A 22,442-nucleotide genomic window follows, 5' to 3' on the forward strand; every position below is an offset into this window, starting at 1 on the left:
AAAGAAAGTGAGAGTAAGCTCCATGTCAGAAAACAACGCCATATCCCACCAAATGATGGAATTGAGCAGGGCTCTGAAAGAAAAAGAGGAGTTGATTGAAAAACTGACCACTTTGGACACCCTCACCGGGCTGCCCAACTGGCCTACCACAAATACTTATGTGGAAAAATGTCTGTCACAGCAGATGCTGCCGATCGGTCTGCTTTGCATAGATTTTGATAATTTTAAAGTGTTTAACCATACATATGGATATCTGTTAGGTGACCTATTGCTTGCGCAGTTTGGAAAAAATGCGGTGGAATGCCTGCAGTGGGACTGTGGAATACTGGGCCGGCTGAACGGGGAAGCGTTTTTAGGAGTGATCCCCAATGCCACGCAGGAAAGTATGCGAAAGTTCAGCGATACCATTTTCGAAGTAACCGATAAGCTGACGGTGAACCTGCATGACGCTCCGCAGGTAAAGGCGGATCTGACCATCAGCATCGGCGGCGTACTGTGGGACGGAGAGGGGGAGATGACCTCCTGCGCGCTGCTCAGAGAAGCTGACCTGACGATGCGCCAGGCTAAAAAATCAGGCCGCAGCCAATATGTGTTTCACCAGATCCGCCAGCTTTCGAATACAGGTCAGAATGGTAAAAAGGAAGACATGCTTTTCCATTTGGCGTCACAGATCCGGGGTGCCTTGGAACGGGGAGAATTTGAACCCTTTTACCAGCCTCTTTACAGTGTGCAGGATAATGTACCGGTATCGGCGGAGGCGCTGGTCCGATGGCGTCATCCGGTCTATGGGATCCTGCCGCCGGACCAGTTCCTTCACCTGTTCGAGTCTAGCGGGCTGATTGTCAAGCTGGATCTGTATATGTTCGAATGCAGCTGCAGGAATATCAGGCGCTGGCTGGACGCCGGGCTTTCCGTCGTTCCGGTATATTGCAACTTCTCACGCCTCCATTTCCTGAAAGAAGGATTTGTGCAGCGGCTGCGCGGGATTACGGAAAAATATCATGTATCATCCAGGAACCTGGGGATTGAGATTACAGAAAATATGCTGGTGGAGGATGCGCAGCCCATCATTGAACAGATGCGGGAACTGCGTGATCTTGGTTATTCCGTTGCCATGGATGATTTTGGGTCAGGCTATTCTTCATTCGGTATGCTTCAGGAGCTGCCGGTTAACGTCATCAAGCTGGACCGGATCTTTTTTAACCGCGATCTGCAGGATTTCAAAAATACTTCTATTATCTGCGCGATCACCTCGATCGTCAAGGCGCTCGGGATGACGGTCGTCTGTGAGGGGATCGAGAATGAGACGCAGATCGCCTTTCTGAAGGGGATTGGCTGCGATGTCGTCCAGGGCTTCTACTATGCGCGTCCGATGGAGGCGGACCGGTTCGAAGAGCTGCTGCATGACGGGCACGGCGGCGGTTCCGTCGTGGAACGGCAGCATACCGACGCTGTCCGGGCCTTTGTGGAGCAGGTGTTCACGAGTTACTTCGTGGAACAGGATTTTCAGGGGTTTTCTGCCAGCGTCGGCCCGGAGGTGGAGTGGCGCGACCTGTTCTGCGATAAGCCGCTGCATGGCTCCTGCGAGATTTCTCCTCATTTTGAACACCATATCAGGGGGAGAAAATTCTCCGTGATTTACAGGAGCATCTCACCCCACCGTGCGGACAGCTTCATTCCTGTCAGCGGCGAGGCGATACTGATAGATGAAGGGACCCAGCCGCCTTATTGCAGAAACTTCTTTTTCTCATTCAACTGTATCCAAAACAGCGGGAAATTGACACTGATAAAATTCAATATGGATCTCATCCGGGCGGACAGCTATGTGAATCTGTTCCGCACCCGAAGAGAGATACGGACGAGTCAGGATCAGAACCTGGACGAGAGGATGGTGCTGGACCCCTATTATTCCATGCTGCCGCTGGGCATTATCCGCTATGAACTGAGCGCGGATATGGTCATCACCTATATAAATGAACTGATGTTCGATATCATTGGCTATACGCCGGAACAGTTCTGGGGAGAAATGGGCGGGAATCTACGCCAGCTCGTTTATCCTGACGACTTGAATTTGATTTATCAAAACAGCATGAAGATGATCGAGGGTGAAAAAGTCGAGCCCTTTGTCTATCGGTTTATCCGCCATGACGGGAGTATTTCCAGGGTGCTCTACTACCAGTGTACCGTGGAAGCCGAGGATCATCGTCCCCTGGTTCAAAGTATGTATATCTGGCTGGACAGACTGCCGCAAATAAATAGACAGGACACAGAGAAAGAATATGAAATATTATAAATCCTTTTCAAACAGAAAACAGTCGGCCGCGCTGGCAATCGGCCTGCTGCTGGCAGGTATGGTGGTTGTTATCATGTGCGTGAGCCTTGTCAGAGAGATGGCGGTGGTGGCCCATGATGAAACAGACCGCTATTTAAACGAAATATCGGAAAACACCGCCATGACCATAGACTCACGGATGAGTATGGCATTTCAGACGCTGGCCTCCACCGGTGAAACTTATCTGGCGATGCCGGAGGATGCAAACTACGTGATGGCTGACCATCTGCGCCGTCAGGCACGAATCCACAAGTATTCATGGATGAGCATCCTGTTGGCGGATGGGACGGTTATTTGCTCCGATCGGTATTCCGGGTATGAGCAGGCAGCCGGACCCAGCATCGCCGAAGCGATGACCGGGAAACAGGTCGTCACCCGGCTGCATATGCCTGCGGGGGAAGGGGAAGACGGTATCATCTATGCTTCACCTCTCTACCGGGATGGAACGGTGGCAGGAGTAGTCGCGGCCTGGAGTGATGTGTCCGCTATCCGGGACGTACTGAGCATAGAAATCCTGGAAGGGGAGGGCTTCTCCCTGGTCGTCGACAAGAACGGTGATTATGTAGTCGGTTCCTCCAATAAGAACGCATATACAAGTGCGTCCAATTTCTTTGATCTTGTTAAGAACTCAGGCGTTGTCCTGGGCGGAACCAGCTTAAGTGAGATGCAGGCGCGGATGGAGCAGCTTGAAAGCGGCAGCCTGAAATATGCGCTGACTGACGGCATCGAGAAAACCGCGCATTTTATCCCTCTTGCTTACGACAACCTGTACCTTCTCATGGTGATCCCGGTCAAGGCGGCAAGCCAGTCCATGGATTCCATGGTGCATCATAGCATTCTTATTGTCGTTGCGGTGGTGGCTATGTTCATTCTGTTGATCCTATATACATATGTCAGCAGCGTCCGCAGCCAGAAGAAGATCAAAAAGCTGGCATTTTACGATCCGGTCACAGGAGGCATCAGTAAACTGATGTTCGACATGGAGGCGGAGAAAGCGATCCGGTCGGCTCCTCCAGGTACCTACCGCTTCCTCGCGCTTAATATACAAAAGTTTAAACTGATCAATGATAATTTCGGCCAGGAGGCCGGCGACCAGGTCCTGCGGCACGTTTACGATACGGTCTCATCCCTTTTGGACGAGGACGAATTGATCACCCGGGCCTCTGCGGATGATTTCTACATCCTGAAGAAGGCCGGGACCAAGGAGGAGCAAAAAGAAGCATTCCGCCTTTACAGCGAGCGGATCAATGATTATAACCTGGATTTGGGCAGAAAATACTTCATTACGGTTTCACTGGGAATCGTTTTGGTGGATGATCCGCAGATCTCACTTGTGCAGCTCCGCGACAGGGCCAATATTGCCAGAAAGAATGCAAAACACTCTTACGGCGAACTTTTTTCCTATGTGTTTTACAGTGATATGGAACGGCTGCAGCTGCTCAAGGAAAAGGAGATAGAAAACCGGATGGAGGACGCGCTGCGCAACGATGAGTTTATTGTCTATCTGCAGCCCAAAATAGAACTGGAGCACAATCAAGTCAAGGGCGCGGAGGCGCTGGTCCGCTGGAAGTCCAAAGACGGTGCGCTTATGATGCCGGATGAGTTTATCCCTTACTTTGAAAAGAACGGATTTATCGTCAAGCTGGACCTGTATGTATTTGAAAAGACCTGTTCCCTGATCCGGGACTGGATCGACAGCGGTGTGGAGCCTGTTCCCGTATCGGTCAATATGTCCCGCGCTCATCTGCTGGAACCTGGATTTTTAGGCCAATATAAGGAGATCTCGCAGCGGTATGGCGTGCCCCGCAAGCTTCTGGAGATCGAGTTGACAGAGTCTCTGGTATTTGAAAATCTGGACATTCTGATGGAGGTCATCAGCAAGATTCATGAGGCCGGGTTTCTGTGTGCCCTGGACGATTTCGGCAGCGGGTATTCCTCCCTGAGTATGCTGACGGATATCCATGTGGATTCGCTGAAGATGGACAAAGCTTTCTGGAGATCCGGACGTGAGGACAAGCGGTCCTATGATGTGATCGCCATGGTCGTGGAATTAGGCAGGCGGCTGAGCATGACCACAGTTTCCGAAGGGGTGGAGACCATCCCGCAGCTGGAGTTCCTGCGCAAGATCCAGTGTGACCTGGCACAGGGGTATGTGTTTTCCAAACCGGTGCCGGTTCCTGAGTTCGAATTGCTGGCATTTGGAAAAACAGTATCGGAACAGGCTGAGGAACCAGCGGTATAAGAACCTGCCCCGCTGGCGTGAAAGCAGTATTAGAGAAGTACCGTGATCTGAACCGGATCGCGGTACTTTTTTTATTTCATAGGAAAGTACTCCTATGAAATAAAAAGCTCCGCGGGGATCGCACTACGGCGGAAAGGAAGATGCCGCTTACGCGGCCCGCCGTAGGCGGAGAGTTTCGCAAGCAAAACTCTTTTTACAATGGGCAAGTGTTTCTGCTGCATAAACTCCGGGGGATCATACGGCGGCGGATAGGAAGATACACTCGCAGTAAAAATTAAAAAAATCCTTGCTTGTTACGTAAGGTCATGAATTATATTAGATACTAGGATGTGGCAAATGAAACATAACAGAACAACAGGGCCATGATCCGTATGAAGGGAGAATAAAATGAGTTATGCCATTCAGGTTGACGGACTAAAGAAAAGTTATGGCGAACATACGGTGCTGAAAGGTTTGAATTTCCATGTGGAAAAAGGTGAAATTTTCGCCCTGCTGGGTGTGAACGGCGCAGGGAAAACCACAGCCCTTGAAATTATCGAAAACTTACGAAAGTATGATGAAGGAAGGATCGAGGTAAACGGAAGAGTGGGAATACAGCTGCAGTCGGCATCACTCCCGAACCATATCAAACCGATGGAGGCCGTGCGGTTATTTGCAAAATGGAACCGGGCGCAGATCGATCCTTCCATGCTGGATGCACTGGGGATTTCTGAGCTGGCGAAAAAACAATATACAGAACTGTCTACGGGGCAAAAACGGCGGCTGCATCTGGCTCTCGCCCTGATCAGTGACCCGGATATCGTATTTCTCGACGAGCCGACGGCCGGGCTGGATGTGGAAGGCAGAATATCCCTTCACGACCAGATACGGAAACTGAAAGCACGGGGGAAAACCATCATCCTGGCCAGCCACGATATGGCCGAAGTGGAAAATCTGTGTGACCGCATCGCGATTCTCAATGACGGCGTTATCGTTTTCATGGGTACGGTAATGGAATTAACCGCCAGAGTCGGCAGGCACTATGAGATTCACATTGAGACGGAACAAGGGGAGGATTGTTTTGAGGCCGACAACATCGGGGATACTATGCTGGCGCTGCTGGAAGAATATAAGCGAAAAGGGGTTGAGGTGTTGGATATTAAGATAGACCGGGGCACTCTGGAACAGCATTTTATAGATATAGCAAGGGGGAACGGCGAATGAGTGCGTTTTTATACGGAGTAGGATTGCAATGGAGACTGGATATACGCAGTAGAGCACTGTTGATTACCTGCTATGTGGTGCCGCTTTTGTTCTTCGCGGTAATGGGCGGTATCTTCACCTCTGTAAACCCGGCGGCAAAGGATACACTGATCCAGTCTATGACCGTGATGGGAGTGTCCATGGGCGCGCTGATCGGTCTGCCGCCTTCCCTTGTGGAGATATACGGAAGTGATATCAGGAAAGCATATAAGGCTAACGGGGTGCCTTTGTATCTTGGGCTGGTTTCCATGTATTTATCTGCGTTTATCCATCTGATGATCATGAGCGCGATCATATATGTGGTCGCCCCCATCGCGTTTGACGCGGCGCTGCCGGAAAATCTGCCGTTCTATTTCGGTATGCTGGCCGTATTTATAGCGGTCTCCCTGGGGATCGGCAGTGTTCTGGGACTGGCGATGAAAAGCCAGGCGAAACTTACGATGATATCGCAGCTGATATTTCTGCCGTCCATTATGCTGTCGGGGATTATGTTCCCGGTGGAGATGCTCCCCGGATTTTTCAGGGCTCTGGGAAAAATCGTACCGGCGACCTGGGGGTATCGGCTGATGTCTGATCACAGCTTTGTTTTTGGAAACCTGTGGCCTTTGGCCGTTATTCTGGCAGTTGCGGTTGTTTTGTGCGGGCTGTTGTTAAGGAGGCTAAAGGCGGATTAAGCGCTTTGCCATTGGTCTCTCAATAAGAAAGAGTATGATGCAAAGAAAGCCATCACGGTGATTATATCGGGGTGGCTTTCCTGATTTTCCAATAATATTCCACAAAGGGAATACAGGCTGAAATACCGGGAAGATCATCCACATAGAAAATAACACCGGTTTAAATGTTAAAAAATAAACAAATAAATGCCAAAGGGTTTTGACAATATTCGACAAATCATTGTATAGTGTAAGGGAAGCAGGGGGCACGCGTGATTTCTGTATTTAAAAAGGAAGGGAGAAATAAAGTTAAAATTGGGCAATTCGAAAATTTGAGCCGGTAGGATATGCTCAATTTTTTTGTGATCAGATCAGGTTAAGTATGAAAAGATACATTTGGAGGACAAAAATTGTTAAATAAAGGACATAATTACCAAATTTGACATTTTTTGACATATGATGAACGGGAAGTAAAAATAGGATTTAAAAGGAAGATATACCATGAATGGGCATACGAAATATGTAGTTTCTCTGACAGAAGAGGAAAGGAATAAATTACTGGTGCTGTGCACTGACCCAAGCCTTTCCAACCGATTAACGAAAAGAATATCTATCTTGCTCACGATAGACGAGCAGAATATTACCAAGTTGAATTACTGTCAGATAGCAGAGAATCTCCATGTAGCGAAAACAACCGTAGTTCGTGTCGCAAAAGATTATGCTCAGGGTGGACTGGAGTATGCGATTTCATCCCATTACAATCCAACATCAGCCAGAATGCCGAAAGTAAACGAGGAAATCGAAAAGTATACGATCGCGCTGGCCTGTTCCGAACCGCCGGCCGGACGTAACAGATGGTCTTTGGAGTTGTTGAAGGAAGAAGTCAATAAAAAAGAACTAGGGCCGCCAATCAGCAGAGAGACGGTTCGTCTTTTGTTGAAAAAGGCCAATATTAATATAAGAAAATGAAAAAGTTGATATCATTGAGTGAAATAGATACTTGCAGGGAAAGTATTGAAGCTGTTAAAATTACTGTAAATGCATTGCAGTATACGGGGATATCTATCAAACATACATTGTCAGAAAGTATTTATCAACTAAACCGATGGTATGAGCAGCGGAAAGACAGCACTTATTTAGAGGCAGCGTTAATCCAGATACGTGCCTATATGGAACTGGGATTTGATTACAAGGATAATAAGGTGCTTTTTGATTCCATTTTGGAAAAACTTGGAACATGCCGTGAAATGATGTTTCCAAAAAAATTTTATAATGCAAAGAAAATAAACTTGAATCCTAACAGTGTTCGGAGTATGATCAGAACATGGTCCTGTTCCCCTTATCACACGATGCCGATCAAAGAGGTAGTGGATGATATAATCGAAAAAGTGAAAGTGCATAAAAACGGGATATACACCTATTGCCGGAATAATCGGCCGGGGGTGGGTGATAACAATGATATGTACTTGCTCGTTATTAATGATCAGGAATGTTATTTCCATGATGTCAAAAAGAATAAATTCTATGAGTTCAATATATAAAAGTTATGGGGTCAGAACAAATGATAAATATGGCTATCGTAGATGACGACAGCAGCTTCTTAGAAGAGTTGAAAGAAATTTCGGAAAAATATTTTATATCACATTTTGTTGATTATAAATTAAGTACATTTTCCAAAGGATGTAATTTAGTATATGAGTTACAGGAGGGAAAGAAGTTTCATGTCTATCTGTTGGATATCGAATTATCAGATGGAGAGATGAACGGGTTAGAACTGGCGAAGATCATTCAGGCGCAGAAGAATGCGAATTCCTACGTGATATTTATCACTAATCATCTGGAATTTGCGCTGAACGGTTATGAACTGGATATTTTCCGTTATATCCTGAAAGAACAAGCCGCGGAAAAACTTCCGCAGGCCCTGGAAGAGATCGGGAAACGGATGAATATTCAAAGCGGTGAATTCTATACCATCGACAAAGCCGGTTTTCGTGAGAAATTGTTTTACAGCGATATTCTGTATATTTATAAAGAACAGAAAAATGCCGTGTTTGTCACCAATAACGGGACAAGTACGATTAGAAATAGTTTGAGCCGTGTCATGGCTGAGTTGAATAATGATGGCTTTGTGTACATAAACAAAGGTGTTATCATAAATATTTCCCGAATCCAGAAAATTAATGGAGTGGAGATTATATTGGATAATGGAGAACAGCTGTATGCAAGCAGAACTCATATTCAGGACGTGAAGATGCTGGTTTCGAAATTTTGGAGGAAATATATGTGATTGTTTTTCATATAGTTAATTTTATATTTGCTTATTTTAGGGTTTTTATTGGCTTTTTGATCCTTAAAGACTTATTTGATGTAAAATGTGATAAAAATAAATTTTTTAAACTAATTATTTTCTTATCGATTCCAATAGCGGCATCTTCAGCATTTAATATGCAGTGGTATTTTTATTCTAATGGGATATTAATTATTGAATGTTTTTTATCAATGTTAACTGCTTCTTTTATAATGATTGGAAAGAAAAGATTTTTATTTGTAGTAATGATGTTTTATCAAGTTAGTTTTGTTATGATTAATTTATTTATAATGTATCTTTATTGTGTGATTTCGACAGATCGGGAGGTATATCGATTTATAAATATTGCAAGTAAACAGCGTTATTGCTTTATGCTAGTCAATATTATAATTTTAGTAATTATATATTGTTTGATACATAAATTTTTAAAGGGTAATGCTTTTAAAATAGAGAATTACTATTTGGTTTTGGCGGGTGCTACTGTTGCAATATATTTTGTAACAGCTTATTATCAAGAAATCTATTTAAAGCCAATTACAGATATCGTGTTTTATGAATGGCTTTTGTGGTTTTTAGCATTTATTCTTGTGATTACGGCGTTCCTTTGCTACGTTAAATACAGGATTATCAGCGAAAACGCAAATTTAGCTATGATGCGAAACAGCCTTTTAGAAACAAGTTATTCTGAGATGCATAATATTTTTCAAGATAATGCTATTTTATGTCATGATATCAATAAACATTTTCTTATTTTAAATAAATTATTAGAAATAAATAAAACAGAAGAAGCGAAAGAGTATTTAAAGAATTTAGATGTCTCCATTACAAAAGTTTCAAATTTTATATGGACAGATAATAAATTTGTAGACATGGTATTAAACACTAAACTTTTAGAGGCGGAGAAACTAGGGATAAGTATTGAAATAAATGCTGATAAAATAAATTTTTCGACAAATAATTATGATCTTTGTCTTATTCTCGGTAATTTATTAGACAACGCTATTGAGGCAAGTACATTATGTGAAAATAATAAGTGGATACATATAAGTATTTTGAAAAATAAAGATATTGTCAATATAAATATTTCTAATAGTTTGATTAAAAAGCCTATTGAGAGGAATGGTAAGTTATCTACTACTAAAAAAGATAACAGGGCACATGGAATTGGACTACTAAGTGTTCGGCAGCTAGTAGAGAAGAACGAAGGTATTTTTAATTATAAATTTGATAGTAATCAATTCGAAGCAAATGTAACTTTATTTAATATACTCTGATAATAATTAGAAAAATATACTATAAAAATAGTGTATTTATAATTAAGTATAATAATAATATTATTATAAAAAATTATCGGAAAGGAGGGAATATAATAATGTTAACAAAAGAAAATCCGGCAGGAAACATTTTTGAAGAGGTCAATTCTCAGAATGCAATGCTTGAGAATTCTGTGCAGGCTCCTGATTTCACATTTACAGTTGGTTGTAGCACAGTTTGGACAATTATTTGCTGTTAATTCACAAAAGTTATTTAAGCCACTGGATGAACATCTAAGTGGCTTAAATTCTTTCTATATACAAATTTAACTACTAGAACCATAATTCGGGAGGAATATCTCTATGCATATAGAAAAGAATGCTTTATATCTGACTCAAAGGAAATATCAACTGCCCAGAAAAAACTTGAAAGATAACAGTGAAAAGATCCGATTTTGGTATCAACTTCTAGGTAAAGACGTACTACAATTCCTTTACGAAAATAATCCATCCGTCCTAGCATTTTTACAGGATACCCCGTTTGATATAGATAATTCAAACTACAATATCCCCTCCACACAGGCGGAGCAGTCAACCATAGAAATGGGAACAAAAGATCCCCAACAGCCCTTCCCCGCATTCTACACCCCTTGGATCAACACCGCAGCATCAATCCTCCAATCCCGCATAGGCCAGCCAAACAACGACCTCCAAAACAACTTTGCGGAACTACTCCTGCCAAAGCTCCAGGGAATCAGCCTGCGCTGCCTGATCATGGAAATGCATCAGTGCAGGCAAAACAACCGGCTAAAAGGCAATACCACCGCGGAGGAGTATCAATACTACAACGATAAAATCCTGTCCGCCAGAGAGTATACGGATTATCTATACAAAAAATATCCGGTAATGGTAAGAGAAATGCAGGATACCGTTGAATACGAGGTCTGTTTCTGGACAGAAGTACTGGATCATTGGCAGCAGGAGAAGGCGATAATCCGGGCACGTATGAAGAGAGGTCCGGAATTTGAAGAGATCGTAGAGATAGAAGGAAATCTGGCAGATACCCACAACAATGGCAGATGTGTTCTCCAGCTGACTTTGGGAGATGGCAGCAAGCTGTTCTATAAACCGCGGAGTACCGGGAATGAACAGATCTACCAGGACCTCCTTAAGTGGCTGTACACCTCGGCAGGATTGGATACCTATGACTATGAGCGTATTGATATGGGTTCCCATAGCTGGGTAGAGCAGGTCCCATACCGTTCCTGCAAAAGCAGGGAGGAACTGCAGCGGTATTATCAACGGATCGGCATACAGCTCTTCCTGTGTTACCTGTTAAATATAAGGGATCTCCACTGTGAAAATATCATCGCGTGCGGTGAGTATCCGGTGTTTATAGATTTGGAGACCGGGGTAGGTATGCGGGCCGGACAGGAGCAGCTTAGCACAGCGAAAGAAAAATGTCAGCTGATCCTGCAGGATTCCGTACTGTATCTGGGGATATTGCCCATTATGATATGGAACGCATCCGGAAATGGCATCAATGTGGGGGCTATAGGCGGCAGGGAGAATCAGCAGGTACCCATGAAGACACCGCATATAGCAAAAGCCGGCACATCAGATATGCACGTGGAATACATTTATCCGAAAACCAGGAGCTATAAAAATCAGGCTATGCTCAATGATCAATATATAGATGCCGGACTGTTTCTGGACGATATCATGAAAGGATTTACCGAGGCTTATGAAATGGCGCTGGGAGCCAAACAGGAGCTATCGGAGCGGATTATCCCCTATTCCGGAGGGAAAAGCCGATATGTGGTAAGGCAGACCCAGCGCTATACAATGCTGTTACAAAGTTCTTATCATCCGGATGTTATGACGGACGGCGGAAACCGGAATATGCTCTTTTATAATCTGTATCAGGAAGCACAGATGCGAAGCGCGCGCATGCATCCGGTGGTGGAGAACGAAGTGAAATCACTTCTCAAAGGGGATATCCCCTATTTTTACTATCGGAATACAGAAAGATCTCTGTTTTCTTCTGACGGAAGTGAATTCGAAGATTTCTTCGAACGGACTGCCATGGAAGGACTGCGTCAGAAAATAAATGATCTGGACTATAGTGATCTGAACAGGCAGGTACAATACATAAAATTTGCGGTCCAGTCCCTTGACAGCCAGGTGTTCCTGAATTCTTACAGCAAAGAGTTACTTCTCTCCAGCAAGACTTCGATCCTGGATGAGACGATGATCCTGCAGGCTGTCGGACAGATCGGAAGAAGGCTCGCCGACACCGTGGTTTTCCATAAGGATCACACACAGGCGGGCTGGATCAGCCTGATGCCGGATCAGAGAGGTAAGAATGGATGGGAACTACAGCCTGTAGACCGTTATCTGTACAATGGCCTGGCGGGCATCAACCTGTTTATTCATGCCGTGCTGACCGTTATCCCTGAAGAAACCGTGTTGGCGGAAGAGTGTAATTTTCCGGAAGCATACTCGAGAACCTATTCAGAACTGAAATCCCTGGCAAAAATATTGGACCAGATGTTCTTTGCATACACACAGTCTGCAGAACAGAATGTCAATTCCACTGACACGCCTAATACAGGTGCATTTTTCGGGGAAGGCTCTGTTGCCTATATGTATCAGGGGCTGTATCAGATAACAGGACAGGAATCCTATTTACAATATGCAAAACGCCACTGTGATTTGCTGCCGCAGTTCTTCAGGCAGGACAAAAGTTATGATCTGCTGTCGGGAAATGCAGGGGCAGTTCTGGTATTGATCAATATGTTCCGGCTGACGAAAGAGGGTAAGTACCTGGCGGATGCGGTGAAAGCAGCGGACTTATTGTTGGCGCAGGCAGAGTTGACGGAGGGGGGAATGGGCTGGTGTTCCGCGAATTTAAAACAGCCCATCGGCGGTATGGCTCATGGAAACAGCGGTTTCCTCCTGGCCTTTGCCCGTCTGTTCCGGTATACAGGACAGGTAACCTATCTGGATGCGGTAAGAAAAATTCTGTGTTATGAAAACAGCCTGTACGACCAGGCGGCAAATAACTGGAAAGATATCAGGGAAGAAGCAGTTCTTACAGAAGAGCTGGATGCGAAAGTGGCGGAATCCGTAGCCTGGTGCCACGGCGCTGCAGGAGTATTACTCAGCAGAGCCAATGCGGCAGAATATATTCCAGACAGTGAAATTCAGGATATACTGCAAAAAGACATCGCGCGTGGGATAGAAAAGCTCAAGCAGACACCCAGGCGCAGAGGATATTGCCTCTGCCATGGGAATTCCGGGAATATCGGTATCGTGATGGACTATGCCCGGAAGAGCGGGGATCAGGATATCATGATGGGATGCGCCTATTATGTGAATGATCTGGCAGCCGGAATCCATAATGGGAGTCTGGAGCTGATGCTGCAGGAAGACCAGAATGTGGGCTTTATGACCGGGCTGGCTGGAATTGGATATTTTATGCTGCGTATGCTTCAGCCGGAGCTGCCGGATATAATAGCGGTGGAGATCTGATTTTTAGTACCTATGTAAGCGGAAACATGGGAATGGCAAGTGATAGACATAGAAAAGGTTCCCGGAGTGCACGGAAAAATGGCTTGCTATTTTTTGTCGGATCCTGTATAGTAACAATGTACGTGCGACTGGCGGATCAGTGGAGTTAACCACAGGGAGCACGTTACCGAAGAAGAGCCGACCGCCTGGGTACTGTACGAAGTAACCAGGCGGTTTTTTGCGTTCTGGTGAACCGAAGTCTATTCATCTACATTTCTAATTGGAGGAAAAGTCAAATGAACAAGTTATCACTGGAAGAAGAATTAGCAAACAACGCGTATCCCGGCAGAGGGATCGTAATTGGCAAAAGTGCCGACGGCACAAAAGCGGTGACTGCCTACTTCATCATGGGCAGAAGTGTCAACAGCCGCAACCGCGTTTTTGTGGAAGAAGCACAGGGCATCCGCACGGAGGCCTTTGACCCTTCCAAATTATCGGACCCCAGCCTGATCATCTACGCGCCAGTCCGTGTACTGGGCAACAAGACCATTGTCACCAACGGAGACCAGACCGATACCATATACGAAGGAATGGACAGACAGATGACCTTCGAGCAATCCCTAAGAACCCGTGAGTTCGAGCCGGATTCCCCCAACTATACCCCCAGAATATCCGGTATTCTGCACGTGGAGAACGGCAGCTACAATTACGCCCTCTCCATCCTGAAAAGCAACAACGGAAATCCGGATTCCTGCCAACGCTTCACCTTTGCTTACGAAAATCCGGCAGCAGGAGAGGGACATTTCATCCACACATACATGCATGACGGCGATCCGCTGCCCAGCTTCGAGGGTGAGCCGAAGAGAGTCATCATCGACGGTGATATCGACAGCTTCACTGATAAAATCTGGAACAGCCTTAACGAGGACAACAAGGTTTCCCTCTTTGTCCGTTACATAGACATCCAAAGCGGCACCTGCGAGACCAGAATCGTAAATAAAAACCACTAACAAAAGGGGACATGTCCATTTCAGTTTGGGACATGTCCAAAACGGCAAAAAGACGGAATGGACATGTCCCAAACTGAAATGGACATGTCCCCAAATGGCCAGATCGTAATCAAAAAAGAAACGGAGAGAAGAGTATGAACGAAATACAGTTAAAATACGGATGTAACCCGAACCAGAAGCCGTCCCGCATCTATATGGAGGACGGAAGCGAACTTCCGGTAACCGTCCTAAACGGCAAACCCGGCTATATCAACTTCCTGGACGCCCTGAACGGCTGGCAGCTGGTAAAAGAATTAAAAGAAGCCACCGGCCTTCCGGCGGCGACTTCCTTCAAACACGTATCACCGGCCGGAGCAGCAGTCGGCCTTCCGCTGACGGACACTTTGGCAAAGATATATTGGGTAGATGATCTGGGAGAGCTGTCTGCGCTGGCCTGCGCCTATGCCCGGGCGAGGGGCGCGGACAGAATGTCCTCCTTTGGTGACTTCATCTCACTTTCCGATATCTGCGACGCGGATACCGCGAGATTAATTAAAAGAGAAGTATCCGACGGAGTGATCGCCCCCGGATATACCGATGAAGCACTGGAAATCCTGAAACAGAAGAAAAAAGGCGGTTACAATATAATTCAGATCGATCCCTCCTACATACCCGCTCCGATCGAGCATAAAGAAGTATATGGAGTAACCTTCGAACAGGGCCGCAATGAATTAAAGGCAGATGATGAACTGCTCTCCAATGTGGTAACGGTAAATCAAGACATCCCGGAATCCGCTATTATCGATATGAAAATCGCGCTGATCACACTGAAATATACCCAGTCCAATTCCGTTTGTTACGTAAAGGACGGACAGGCGATCGGTATCGGTGCAGGCCAGCAGTCCAGAATCCACTGTACGCGTCTGGCCGGATCGAAGGCAGATAACTGGTTCCTCCGCCAGTCTCCCCAGGTGCTGGGTCTTCAGTTCGTTGATAAACTGGGCCGGGCCGACAGAGACAATGCCATCGATGTCTATATGGGCGACGAGTGCATGGACGTATTGGCGGATGGTGCATGGGAAAAAATCTTTAAAGTGAAGCCGGCAGAATTCACAAGGGAAGAAAAAAGAGAATGGCTCAATCAGCTCCAGAACGTAACTCTTGGTTCCGACGCCTTCTTCCCATTCTCCGATAATATTGAACGTGCGCACAAGAGTGGTGTAAAATACATCGTTCAGCCCGGCGGTTCCGTAAGAGATGACGCGGTGATCGAATGCTGTGACAAATACGGCATGGCAATGGCATTCACCGGAATCCGCTTGTTCCATCATTGATCTTTATAATAAATACAGGAGCGGCCCGACGTAATGGGCTGCTCCTTCTTCCTTTCATTCCCGTATAAGTAACGGATGATCTAAAAAATCCCGGATGATCTAAAAATCTCCGGATGATCTAAAAAATCCCTAGATCAACTCCCAAATCCCTGAATCCCAGGCCAACTCAAATATGCATCCTCCGCCGGACCTCCTCCCGGAGTCTGCTCCGTCTGATTATCGTGATAAGCGCCACATCTATAATGATGCAGCAGGTCATTACCACAGCCGACCAGGACAGCGACAGCCTTTCCCCCTCAAAATTCCGGATCAGCAGCTCAATGCAGACCGTCAGCACCCCGATTTCCCCCAGTATCACAGCCGCCGTGGACAGGATGGAAGTGTGCAGATGCCGGATACAAAAGGCGAATATGACGATCAAAGCAGTAGTGATTAGAATGATCGGGACAGCGATGGAAAAATACCAGCCGTTCCCGGGATGCAGATACGCGATAATGCCAAAGTACATGGCGATGCTCAGCCCATCCAGCAGCAGACTGATATAGGAGTGTACCGTTCTGGAGAAGAACAGGGGGAGAAAAAACACCCATAGTACGATACAGCCCCCGATCACATAGAGGGACCACATACTGGTGGTAAAAAAGAAAAGATTTAAAAGGCCGCAGACCACAGCCGTGGTGGCCAGAATTACCGTCATCAGAATCGTCACATCACTTCGCCTTACCGGGCCGGCAGTACCCTTGACGGAAGGAAAAGGTTTAGGGGAAGTCAGATCCACAGCACAGTTTGGATTAACTACCCTGGTATTGCACAGCGGACAGACCTCACAGGTTTTATGAAGCTCCACACCGCAATTTACACAATAAGACATTGATCATTCCTCCACTTTCCGGTTGCTCTCGATTTTAACAGGAATACCGTCCTGCACCAGCTTTCTGAAGAACAGGCGTTCCACATCCGCTTCCACGATACTGCTGGCAAAGCTGATGCTTAAAGTATTTCCATAACTCATAACAGCGCAGTTGGTTCTCGCTGAAAATGGTTGTCCCATCAGCACATCAAACCGCTCGATATACTCCCGCATCTCCTCCGGCGTATCCACAACGCCCAGATTCGTAAGGCCGGCTGTGGACTGACGGTCCTGTACCCGTATATAGAACTGCTTCACGATCAAATCTTTCAAAAACAGCGGAATGATCCGTATCAACAGATTCTGTTGTGTCGAAGCATTGGTTGTGATATCCGCATTCAAAAACTTATCGTTGATATAATAACGCATATAATGATGTACCTGGGTCAGGATCTCTTCAAAGGTATAATCCCCCATCCGCGGGTCCACAGACGGATAAACCATTGAAATAAAATTGCGGAGCGTTCCTGAGGGGAAAAAACGGCGCAGGTTTACCGGCATGGCCAGCTTAATCGGTTTTTCGACAAATACATGGGAGGTTTTCTGCTTTTCCAAAAGCGCGAAGATCAGGACGGCATTCAGATACTCCGTCACGGATACCCGGTAATTCCTGGAGACCTGGAGAATACGGTCTACCGGCAGGATTCCGTTTATGATATTCAACGTATAAAACGGTTCCTTTGTCCCGCGAATCAGGTATGCCCGCTCCTGGCTTCGGGGAGGTTTGACCCTGGAAGAGGCATAACGCAGATAAGCGTCCTCCATCTCCTCCGGGTCCGGATCTTCGTCGATATTAAGCACTCCGTTGCCATTGGGAATAGGATATCCTTTCAGTCTCAGATACACCGCTGTGATCGTTCGTAACAGGTAGAGCGCCCCGTTGCCGTCGGACAGCGAATGGAACATTTCCAGGGAGATCTTCCGGTGATAATAATAAATACGGATCAGATAGCGGTTATTGGCTTTGAATGTCATCGGCATACAGGGATTGACGATATCAGGCTGCACAAAAGGCCCGGGCCTGTTATTGGGCTCCAGATAACGCCAGAACACACCCTTTCGGAGAGCTACTTTAAAGGCCGGAAACCGAGGGAGAGTAAGGTCCACCGCTCTTTGCAGCAGATCAGGTTCCACTTCCTCTTTCAGCAGCACGCTGATGCGATAGACACTGGAAAAATTTTTCCTCTGCAGCGTGGGGTAGACATTGGCGGAGAGATCCAGTTTATACCATGTTTTTCTGTTTTTATTTATTTTTTCCATAATATAATTATAAAAGCACTTTCCCAATTGCGCAATGAAAACATAGCGGAACTGTCTGAGAATTCATTGGACGATGAATGTATGGTATGATAAAATAATATATCCCGATAGAATCGTACCATACACAGCTGGCGAAGGAAGAAGCTGTATATATAAAAAAATAGCAGCGCACGAAAAAAATCGCTGACTATTTTTCATGCATCGCACGTAAATGTCCAAAATGCGTGCACTAAGTGCTCATAGCTAGAAAAAAGTAGTAATTTCCGGGTAAAAGATCGAGTAAGCAGCTCAAGCAGGAGGAATCATGGAGAAGACGACAAAGAGAAACCAAAATTTAATGAAAGCAATTAAACGGATGCATACCCTGGTAGAAAGTGATGATATAGAAAAACAGCGGGCATCCCAGGAAAACCTCAGCGGCCTTTTTACAAAAAGCAAGGAAATGAAATACGAAACCTTTGAGATCGACCATATTCCTGCCGAATGGGTCAGTGTCGACCGGCGCCATATTAAGAAATATGTAATACTATACTGTCATGGCGGCGGCTACAACACCGGAAGCTTCCGGTACGCCCGCAGTATTACGAACAAACTGGCCAGCACCACGTCCATGGATGTCTTAAGCTTTGATTACCGTCTGGCGCCGGAATCCCCGTTTCCATGCGCCCTGCAGGATGCCATAAAAGCCTGGGATTATCTGATGCATTATGGTTATGGGGCCCGGGATGTCATTGTCGCCGGGGACTCAGCCGGAGGGAACCTGGCCCTGACCCTGGTGCTGAAATTAAAGGAACAGGGCCGTATCCTGCCAAGAGGGCTGATCCTGTTCTCCCCATGGACGGATCTGACCAAAAGTGGAAAATCCCATCAAAGTAAGGTGGAGATCGACCCCATACTCTCTGAAGAATATCTGGACAAGGCGATCCTGGATTACGCCGTGGACCAGGAGCTGACGAATCCGTTTATCTCCCCGTTATTCGCGGACTTCGAAGGCTTTCCTCCCACCTACATCCAGGTGGGAAACAATGAAATCCTGCTGTCCGATTCCGTGAATCTGCAAAGGCAGATGCAAAAATATCATGTACAGGTAAGGCTGGATCTCTATAAAGGAATGTGGCATGTTTTCCAGATGGCGCCCTTTAAGGCCGCCTATGATGCCATTGACCAGATGACAGAATTCATTTTCGATATCTGCAGATAAATACAGGAAAAATAATGATATCCTACGGGGTATTATGACAGCATGGAACCGTGCTATAATGTCGGTAAGCAAAAGCGCATGCAAGAATGTGTACAACAATAAAACGTACGCAAGAGTGACCAGGAAGGTGTAACACCATAGCAGCCGTAACCAATAGTTAAAAAGCAGTTTCATTAAAACAAATGAACACAGGAAAGGAGTCATACTATGCTGAATCATTTTTGTAAAACACCCCTCTGGGAGGCAAGCCAGACCCTGGCGGCAGTGGCGGGAGGAAGTACTCCGGCCGAAATCGTTATCATTAACGCGAAACTGGTAAATGTATGTACTGCCGAAATTCAGGATAATATCAGTGTCGCCATAGCAAAAGGCCGCATTGCCTTAGTGGGGGATGCGGAACATTGTATCGGGCCCCAGACGGAGGTGATGGACGCCGAAGGCCAATACATCGCCCCCGGATTTTTGGACGGACATATTCATATCGAGTCCTCGATGCTAAGCGTCGGGGAATATGCGCGCGCGGTCGTTCCCCATGGAACTACGGGCATCTATCCGGACCCTCACGAGATCTGCAATGTCCTGGGCCTGCCGGGAGTTGAATGCATGATCGAAGATTCCAAGCGCACGCCGCTGAAAACTATGTTTGTAACACCGTCCTGCGTACCGGCGGTTCCCGGCTTTGAGGACACCGGCAGCTTCGTGGGCCCCTCAGATGTAGCTAAGACGATGGAGTGGGATCACATCGTAGGGCTGGGAGAAATGATGAACTTCCCGGGTATCCTTTCCGGAACCGATCACGCCCACGGCATCGTGGGGGAAACCCTTAAAGCAGGAAAAACAGTGACCGGACACTACTCCATGCCGGAAACCGGCCCGGGACTGAACGCATACATAGCCAGCGGAATCCGCTGCTGCCACGAATCCACCCGTGCCGAAGACGCCCTGGCCAAGATGCGGCTGGGCATGTACGCTCAGTTAAGAGAGGGAAGCGCCTGGCACGATCTCCATGAAGTGGCCAAAGCCATCACACAGCACAAAGTGGACACCCGCTTTGCCTGCCTGATCTCCGACGACACACATCCCCATACCCTGACCTCACAGGGGCATCTGGACTACCTGCTGCGCCGTGCTCTGGAGGAAGGCATTGACCCCATCACCGCGATACAGATGGTGACGATCAATACAGCCCAGTGCTACCAGATGGATCATGAGCTGGGCAGCATCACTCCGGGAAAATGTGCGGATATCGTATTCTTAAAAGATCTGGAACACATGGAAGTAACCCGTGTTCTGATCGACGGCAGTGTGGTGGCGCAAAATGGTCAGATGTGCGTGCCGATCCCGCCTTACACCTATCCCGACTGGGCGCAGCATTCCATGCATGTCCGGGACGAGATCACCCCGGAAAGCTTCCGGATTCAGGCTGACACAGATCAGGACACCGTAACCGTCCGCGCCATCGAAGTCATCCCGGCCAGAGTAGGAGATTACGAGCGCCATGTAAAACTGCCGGTAACTGCCGGAAGGCTGGAAAGCGACACCTCACAGGATATTCTGAAAACCTTTGTATTTGAGCGCCATCACGAGACCGGAAAATTCGGAGCCGGCTTCGTCAAAGGTTTTGGAATCCAGTGCGGAGCCATGGCCAGTACAGTAGCCCACGATGCCCATAACCTTCTGGTGGTTGGCACCAATGACGAAGATATGGTCCTGGCTGCCAACACGCTGATCCGGTGCGGAGGAGGCATGACCGCCGTACAGAACGGAAAAGTACTGGGCTGCACCCCGCTTCCGATCGCCGGACTGATGAACGACAAACCGGTGGAAGAGGTGGCAGCACTTGTGGCCCAGCTTGAGGAAGCCTGGAAAACCATCGGCTGCCAGATGCCTTCCCCCTTTATGACGATGGCGTTAATTCCGCTTGCATGCCTGCCGGAACTGCGGCTGACAAACCGCGGATTGGTGGACTGTACGACATTCCAGTTTGCTTCGTTGATCGTGGAAGAGTAGGAGATATGGGGCTGAGGGACTAAGGGCCGGGGGAGCGGGAAGGGGCGGAGCCTGTGCGGGCCGGGCGGCAAACATCGGGGAGCCAAATCGCTTCGGCCGGACCTAAGAACGGGTAACTCCAAAGAGAACGAAACCTCTTATTAGCAGGAGCCGGGGCAAACTCGCCAGAAAGCGGCTCAAACAGTGCCCCGGCTCCTGCGAGGTTTCGTCCTCTTTTACGTAACCCGTTCTAAGGTCCGGCCTCAAGCGATTTGGCTCCCCGATGTTTGCCGCCCGGCCCGCACAGGCTCCGCCCCTTCTCGCTCCCCCTGCTTTGGTAAGGGACGTTAATCGTTGATCTTCAATACTCTTACTGGGTTGTTATCTGATTCGGGTATTAAAAGGTATGTTTTTATTCCAAAAACTGGGATATGTAAAGATATGGTAACGCACTACAATATTGAAATATCAAAATTGAAACATCAGAATTGAATAAAGTATATAGTTCTTCTTCGTATGATTTTTAACGAAATAAGTGAGAATTCTCCCACCTCTGCAGGTGGCGAGATGAATCACCCAAAACAAGATTAACAGCAGTGGTGGGCGGAGAGAAATCGGTATCCCCCACTGACATGAGGTCAAGGCACGCAGCAATAAAAGTCGTATTCTGTGAAATTACCGAGCGTGGATTGAAACAAGTTTTCTATGTGTATTGGTATCATGCTGCCTATTCAAACTGTTTTTCAACTTTTAGCTGGTATTTCAATACCAATACCAGCCTTAATTACGAAATGTTTCATATTTGTTGTCATGGCTCTTTTTGCTGCCTGCTTTGAATATTGTATAAAACGGGAAACACAATATATTTAGTTAAACGAGGACGATAAAATGGTATCGGTCTTTAGGAGAACAAAGAAACTGAATATAACAAATTGGGCAGTATCGTGAGCAAGGCAAAGGACTTTATGCAAAAACTAATACGTGAACACGATATGCCGCCGAAGCCTGTCCTTGAGATAGATATGGCAGAGTTCCGCACCATGCAAAAGCTGGATAAATTACCCGATGTTCTGAGAGAGTACGGTTATCCCGATGTGCAGGCGTTCATGGTAATCTACCGCAAGGCGGAGGCTGTCGTGGAGCAGTACAACCGTGACCTTGCCGCATGGGAGTGACAGGTCAGGGAAAAAGAAAAACCCGTCCAAAAGAGCAGACA

17 protein-coding genes and 1 riboswitch are annotated in these 22,442 nt (G+C 46.7%); of the genes, 15 read left to right on the forward strand and 2 right to left on the reverse strand.

The window, feature by feature from the left end:
- Positions 1-22 precede the first annotated feature (22 nt).
- The 12 genes from ABC831_RS17235 to ABC831_RS17290 all read left to right on the forward strand — a co-directional run bounded on the left by ABC831_RS17235 (position 23) and on the right by ABC831_RS17290 (position 15,866).
- A complete protein-coding gene (locus ABC831_RS17235) occupies positions 23-2,293 on the forward strand; it encodes an EAL domain-containing protein (RefSeq protein WP_343249329.1) in 2,271 nt (756 codons plus the stop codon).
- Positions 2,280-4,574 carry a bifunctional diguanylate cyclase/phosphodiesterase gene (locus ABC831_RS17240; RefSeq protein ID WP_343249330.1) on the forward strand — a complete coding sequence of 765 codons (2,295 nt, stop codon included), beginning with the start codon at positions 2,280-2,282 and terminating at the stop codon, positions 4,572-4,574. The genes ABC831_RS17235 and ABC831_RS17240 overlap by 14 nt, the downstream gene beginning before the upstream one ends.
- 387 nt (positions 4,575-4,961) lie before the next feature.
- A complete protein-coding gene (locus ABC831_RS17245; RefSeq protein ID WP_343249331.1) occupies positions 4,962-5,777 on the forward strand; it encodes an ABC transporter ATP-binding protein in 816 nt (271 codons plus the stop codon).
- Positions 5,774-6,490 (forward strand): ABC transporter permease, encoded by a 717-nt coding sequence (locus ABC831_RS17250; RefSeq protein ID WP_343249332.1) that lies wholly within the window; start codon positions 5,774-5,776, stop codon positions 6,488-6,490. Before ABC831_RS17245 ends, ABC831_RS17250 begins: the two co-directional genes overlap by 4 nt.
- Positions 6,491-6,970: 480 nt before the next feature.
- Entirely contained in the window at positions 6,971-7,438 is a 468-nt protein-coding gene (locus ABC831_RS17255) for a helix-turn-helix domain-containing protein (protein ID WP_343249333.1), read from the forward strand.
- Complete coding sequence (locus ABC831_RS17260) at positions 7,435-8,010, forward strand: hypothetical protein (protein ID WP_343249334.1); 576 nt, start codon at positions 7,435-7,437, stop codon at positions 8,008-8,010. Before ABC831_RS17255 ends, ABC831_RS17260 begins: the two co-directional genes overlap by 4 nt.
- A 20-nt stretch (positions 8,011-8,030) precedes the next feature.
- Positions 8,031-8,756, forward strand: a complete 726-nt coding sequence (locus ABC831_RS17265; protein ID WP_343249335.1) for a LytR/AlgR family response regulator transcription factor — start codon at positions 8,031-8,033, stop codon at positions 8,754-8,756.
- The gene (locus tag ABC831_RS17270) at positions 8,753-10,051 is read left to right on the forward strand and encodes a sensor histidine kinase (RefSeq protein WP_343249336.1); all 1,299 of its coding nucleotides are present in this window, start codon (positions 8,753-8,755) and stop codon (positions 10,049-10,051) included. Before ABC831_RS17265 ends, ABC831_RS17270 begins: the two co-directional genes overlap by 4 nt.
- A 98-nt stretch (positions 10,052-10,149) precedes the next feature.
- The gene (locus ABC831_RS17275) at positions 10,150-10,290 is read left to right on the forward strand and encodes a hypothetical protein (RefSeq protein ID WP_343249337.1); all 141 of its coding nucleotides are present in this window, start codon (positions 10,150-10,152) and stop codon (positions 10,288-10,290) included.
- Between the two features lie 103 nt (positions 10,291-10,393).
- Positions 10,394-13,564, forward strand: a complete 3,171-nt coding sequence (locus tag ABC831_RS17280; protein WP_343249338.1) for a type 2 lanthipeptide synthetase LanM family protein — start codon at positions 10,394-10,396, stop codon at positions 13,562-13,564.
- A 114-nt stretch (positions 13,565-13,678) separates the two neighbouring features.
- Positions 13,679-13,762, forward strand: a riboswitch (ZMP/ZTP riboswitch).
- Between the two features lie 77 nt (positions 13,763-13,839).
- Positions 13,840-14,553 carry an IMP cyclohydrolase gene (locus ABC831_RS17285; RefSeq protein WP_343249339.1) on the forward strand — a complete coding sequence of 238 codons (714 nt, stop codon included), beginning with the start codon at positions 13,840-13,842 and terminating at the stop codon, positions 14,551-14,553.
- A gap of 134 nt (positions 14,554-14,687) precedes the next feature.
- The gene (locus ABC831_RS17290; protein ID WP_343249340.1) at positions 14,688-15,866 is read left to right on the forward strand and encodes a phosphoribosylaminoimidazolecarboxamide formyltransferase; all 1,179 of its coding nucleotides are present in this window, start codon (positions 14,688-14,690) and stop codon (positions 15,864-15,866) included.
- 166 nt (positions 15,867-16,032) lie between these two features.
- Here the strand turns inward: ABC831_RS17290 and ABC831_RS17295 are convergent, their stop codons facing one another.
- Both ABC831_RS17295 and ABC831_RS17300 read right to left on the reverse strand, forming a co-directional pair.
- Positions 16,033-16,737 (reverse strand): DUF6320 domain-containing protein, encoded by a 705-nt coding sequence (locus ABC831_RS17295; RefSeq protein ID WP_343249341.1) that lies wholly within the window; start codon positions 16,735-16,737, stop codon positions 16,033-16,035.
- Positions 16,738-16,740: 3 nt separating this feature from the next.
- Positions 16,741-18,036, reverse strand: a complete 1,296-nt coding sequence (locus ABC831_RS17300; RefSeq protein WP_343249342.1) for a condensation domain-containing protein — start codon at positions 18,034-18,036, stop codon at positions 16,741-16,743.
- Positions 18,037-18,340: 304 nt separating this feature from the next.
- Between ABC831_RS17300 and ABC831_RS17305 the strand changes: the two genes are divergently transcribed.
- From ABC831_RS17305 to ABC831_RS17315, 3 genes are all read left to right on the forward strand, one after another.
- Entirely contained in the window at positions 18,341-19,237 is an 897-nt protein-coding gene (locus ABC831_RS17305; RefSeq protein ID WP_343249343.1) for an alpha/beta hydrolase, read from the forward strand.
- Between the two features lie 207 nt (positions 19,238-19,444).
- Entirely contained in the window at positions 19,445-21,247 is a 1,803-nt protein-coding gene (ade, locus tag ABC831_RS17310; protein ID WP_343249344.1) for an adenine deaminase, read from the forward strand.
- Between the two features lie 944 nt (positions 21,248-22,191).
- Positions 22,192-22,401 (forward strand): hypothetical protein, encoded by a 210-nt coding sequence (locus tag ABC831_RS17315; protein WP_425524601.1) that lies wholly within the window; start codon positions 22,192-22,194, stop codon positions 22,399-22,401.
- Positions 22,402-22,442 lie beyond the last annotated feature (41 nt).

Origin of the sequence: Diplocloster hominis, assembly GCF_032380655.1 — a bacterium.
Taxonomy (GTDB): domain Bacteria; phylum Bacillota; class Clostridia; order Lachnospirales; family Lachnospiraceae; genus Diplocloster; species Diplocloster hominis.

Coding starts and splice junctions, on each gene's coding strand:
- ABC831_RS17240 (WP_343249330.1), top strand. CDS start 2,280: ATGAAATATTATAAATCCTTTTCAAACAGAAAACAGTCGGCCGCGCTG.
- ABC831_RS17305 (WP_343249343.1), top strand. CDS start 18,341: ATGGAGAAGACGACAAAGAGAAACCAAAATTTAATGAAAGCAATTAAA.
- ABC831_RS17315 (WP_425524601.1), top strand. CDS start 22,192: ATGCAAAAACTAATACGTGAACACGATATGCCGCCGAAGCCTGTCCTT.
- ABC831_RS17245 (WP_343249331.1), top strand. CDS start 4,962: ATGAGTTATGCCATTCAGGTTGACGGACTAAAGAAAAGTTATGGCGAA.
- ABC831_RS17295 (WP_343249341.1), bottom strand. CDS start 16,737: ATGTCTTATTGTGTAAATTGCGGTGTGGAGCTTCATAAAACCTGTGAG.
- ABC831_RS17250 (WP_343249332.1), top strand. CDS start 5,774: ATGAGTGCGTTTTTATACGGAGTAGGATTGCAATGGAGACTGGATATA.
- ABC831_RS17275 (WP_343249337.1), top strand. CDS start 10,150: ATGTTAACAAAAGAAAATCCGGCAGGAAACATTTTTGAAGAGGTCAAT.
- ABC831_RS17265 (WP_343249335.1), top strand. CDS start 8,031: ATGATAAATATGGCTATCGTAGATGACGACAGCAGCTTCTTAGAAGAG.
- ade (WP_343249344.1), top strand. CDS start 19,445: ATGCTGAATCATTTTTGTAAAACACCCCTCTGGGAGGCAAGCCAGACC.
- ABC831_RS17280 (WP_343249338.1), top strand. CDS start 10,394: ATGCATATAGAAAAGAATGCTTTATATCTGACTCAAAGGAAATATCAA.
- ABC831_RS17255 (WP_343249333.1), top strand. CDS start 6,971: ATGAATGGGCATACGAAATATGTAGTTTCTCTGACAGAAGAGGAAAGG.
- ABC831_RS17285 (WP_343249339.1), top strand. CDS start 13,840: ATGAACAAGTTATCACTGGAAGAAGAATTAGCAAACAACGCGTATCCC.
- ABC831_RS17300 (WP_343249342.1), bottom strand. CDS start 18,036: ATGGAAAAAATAAATAAAAACAGAAAAACATGGTATAAACTGGATCTC.
- ABC831_RS17235 (WP_343249329.1), top strand. CDS start 23: ATGTCAGAAAACAACGCCATATCCCACCAAATGATGGAATTGAGCAGG.
- ABC831_RS17290 (WP_343249340.1), top strand. CDS start 14,688: ATGAACGAAATACAGTTAAAATACGGATGTAACCCGAACCAGAAGCCG.
- ABC831_RS17260 (WP_343249334.1), top strand. CDS start 7,435: ATGAAAAAGTTGATATCATTGAGTGAAATAGATACTTGCAGGGAAAGT.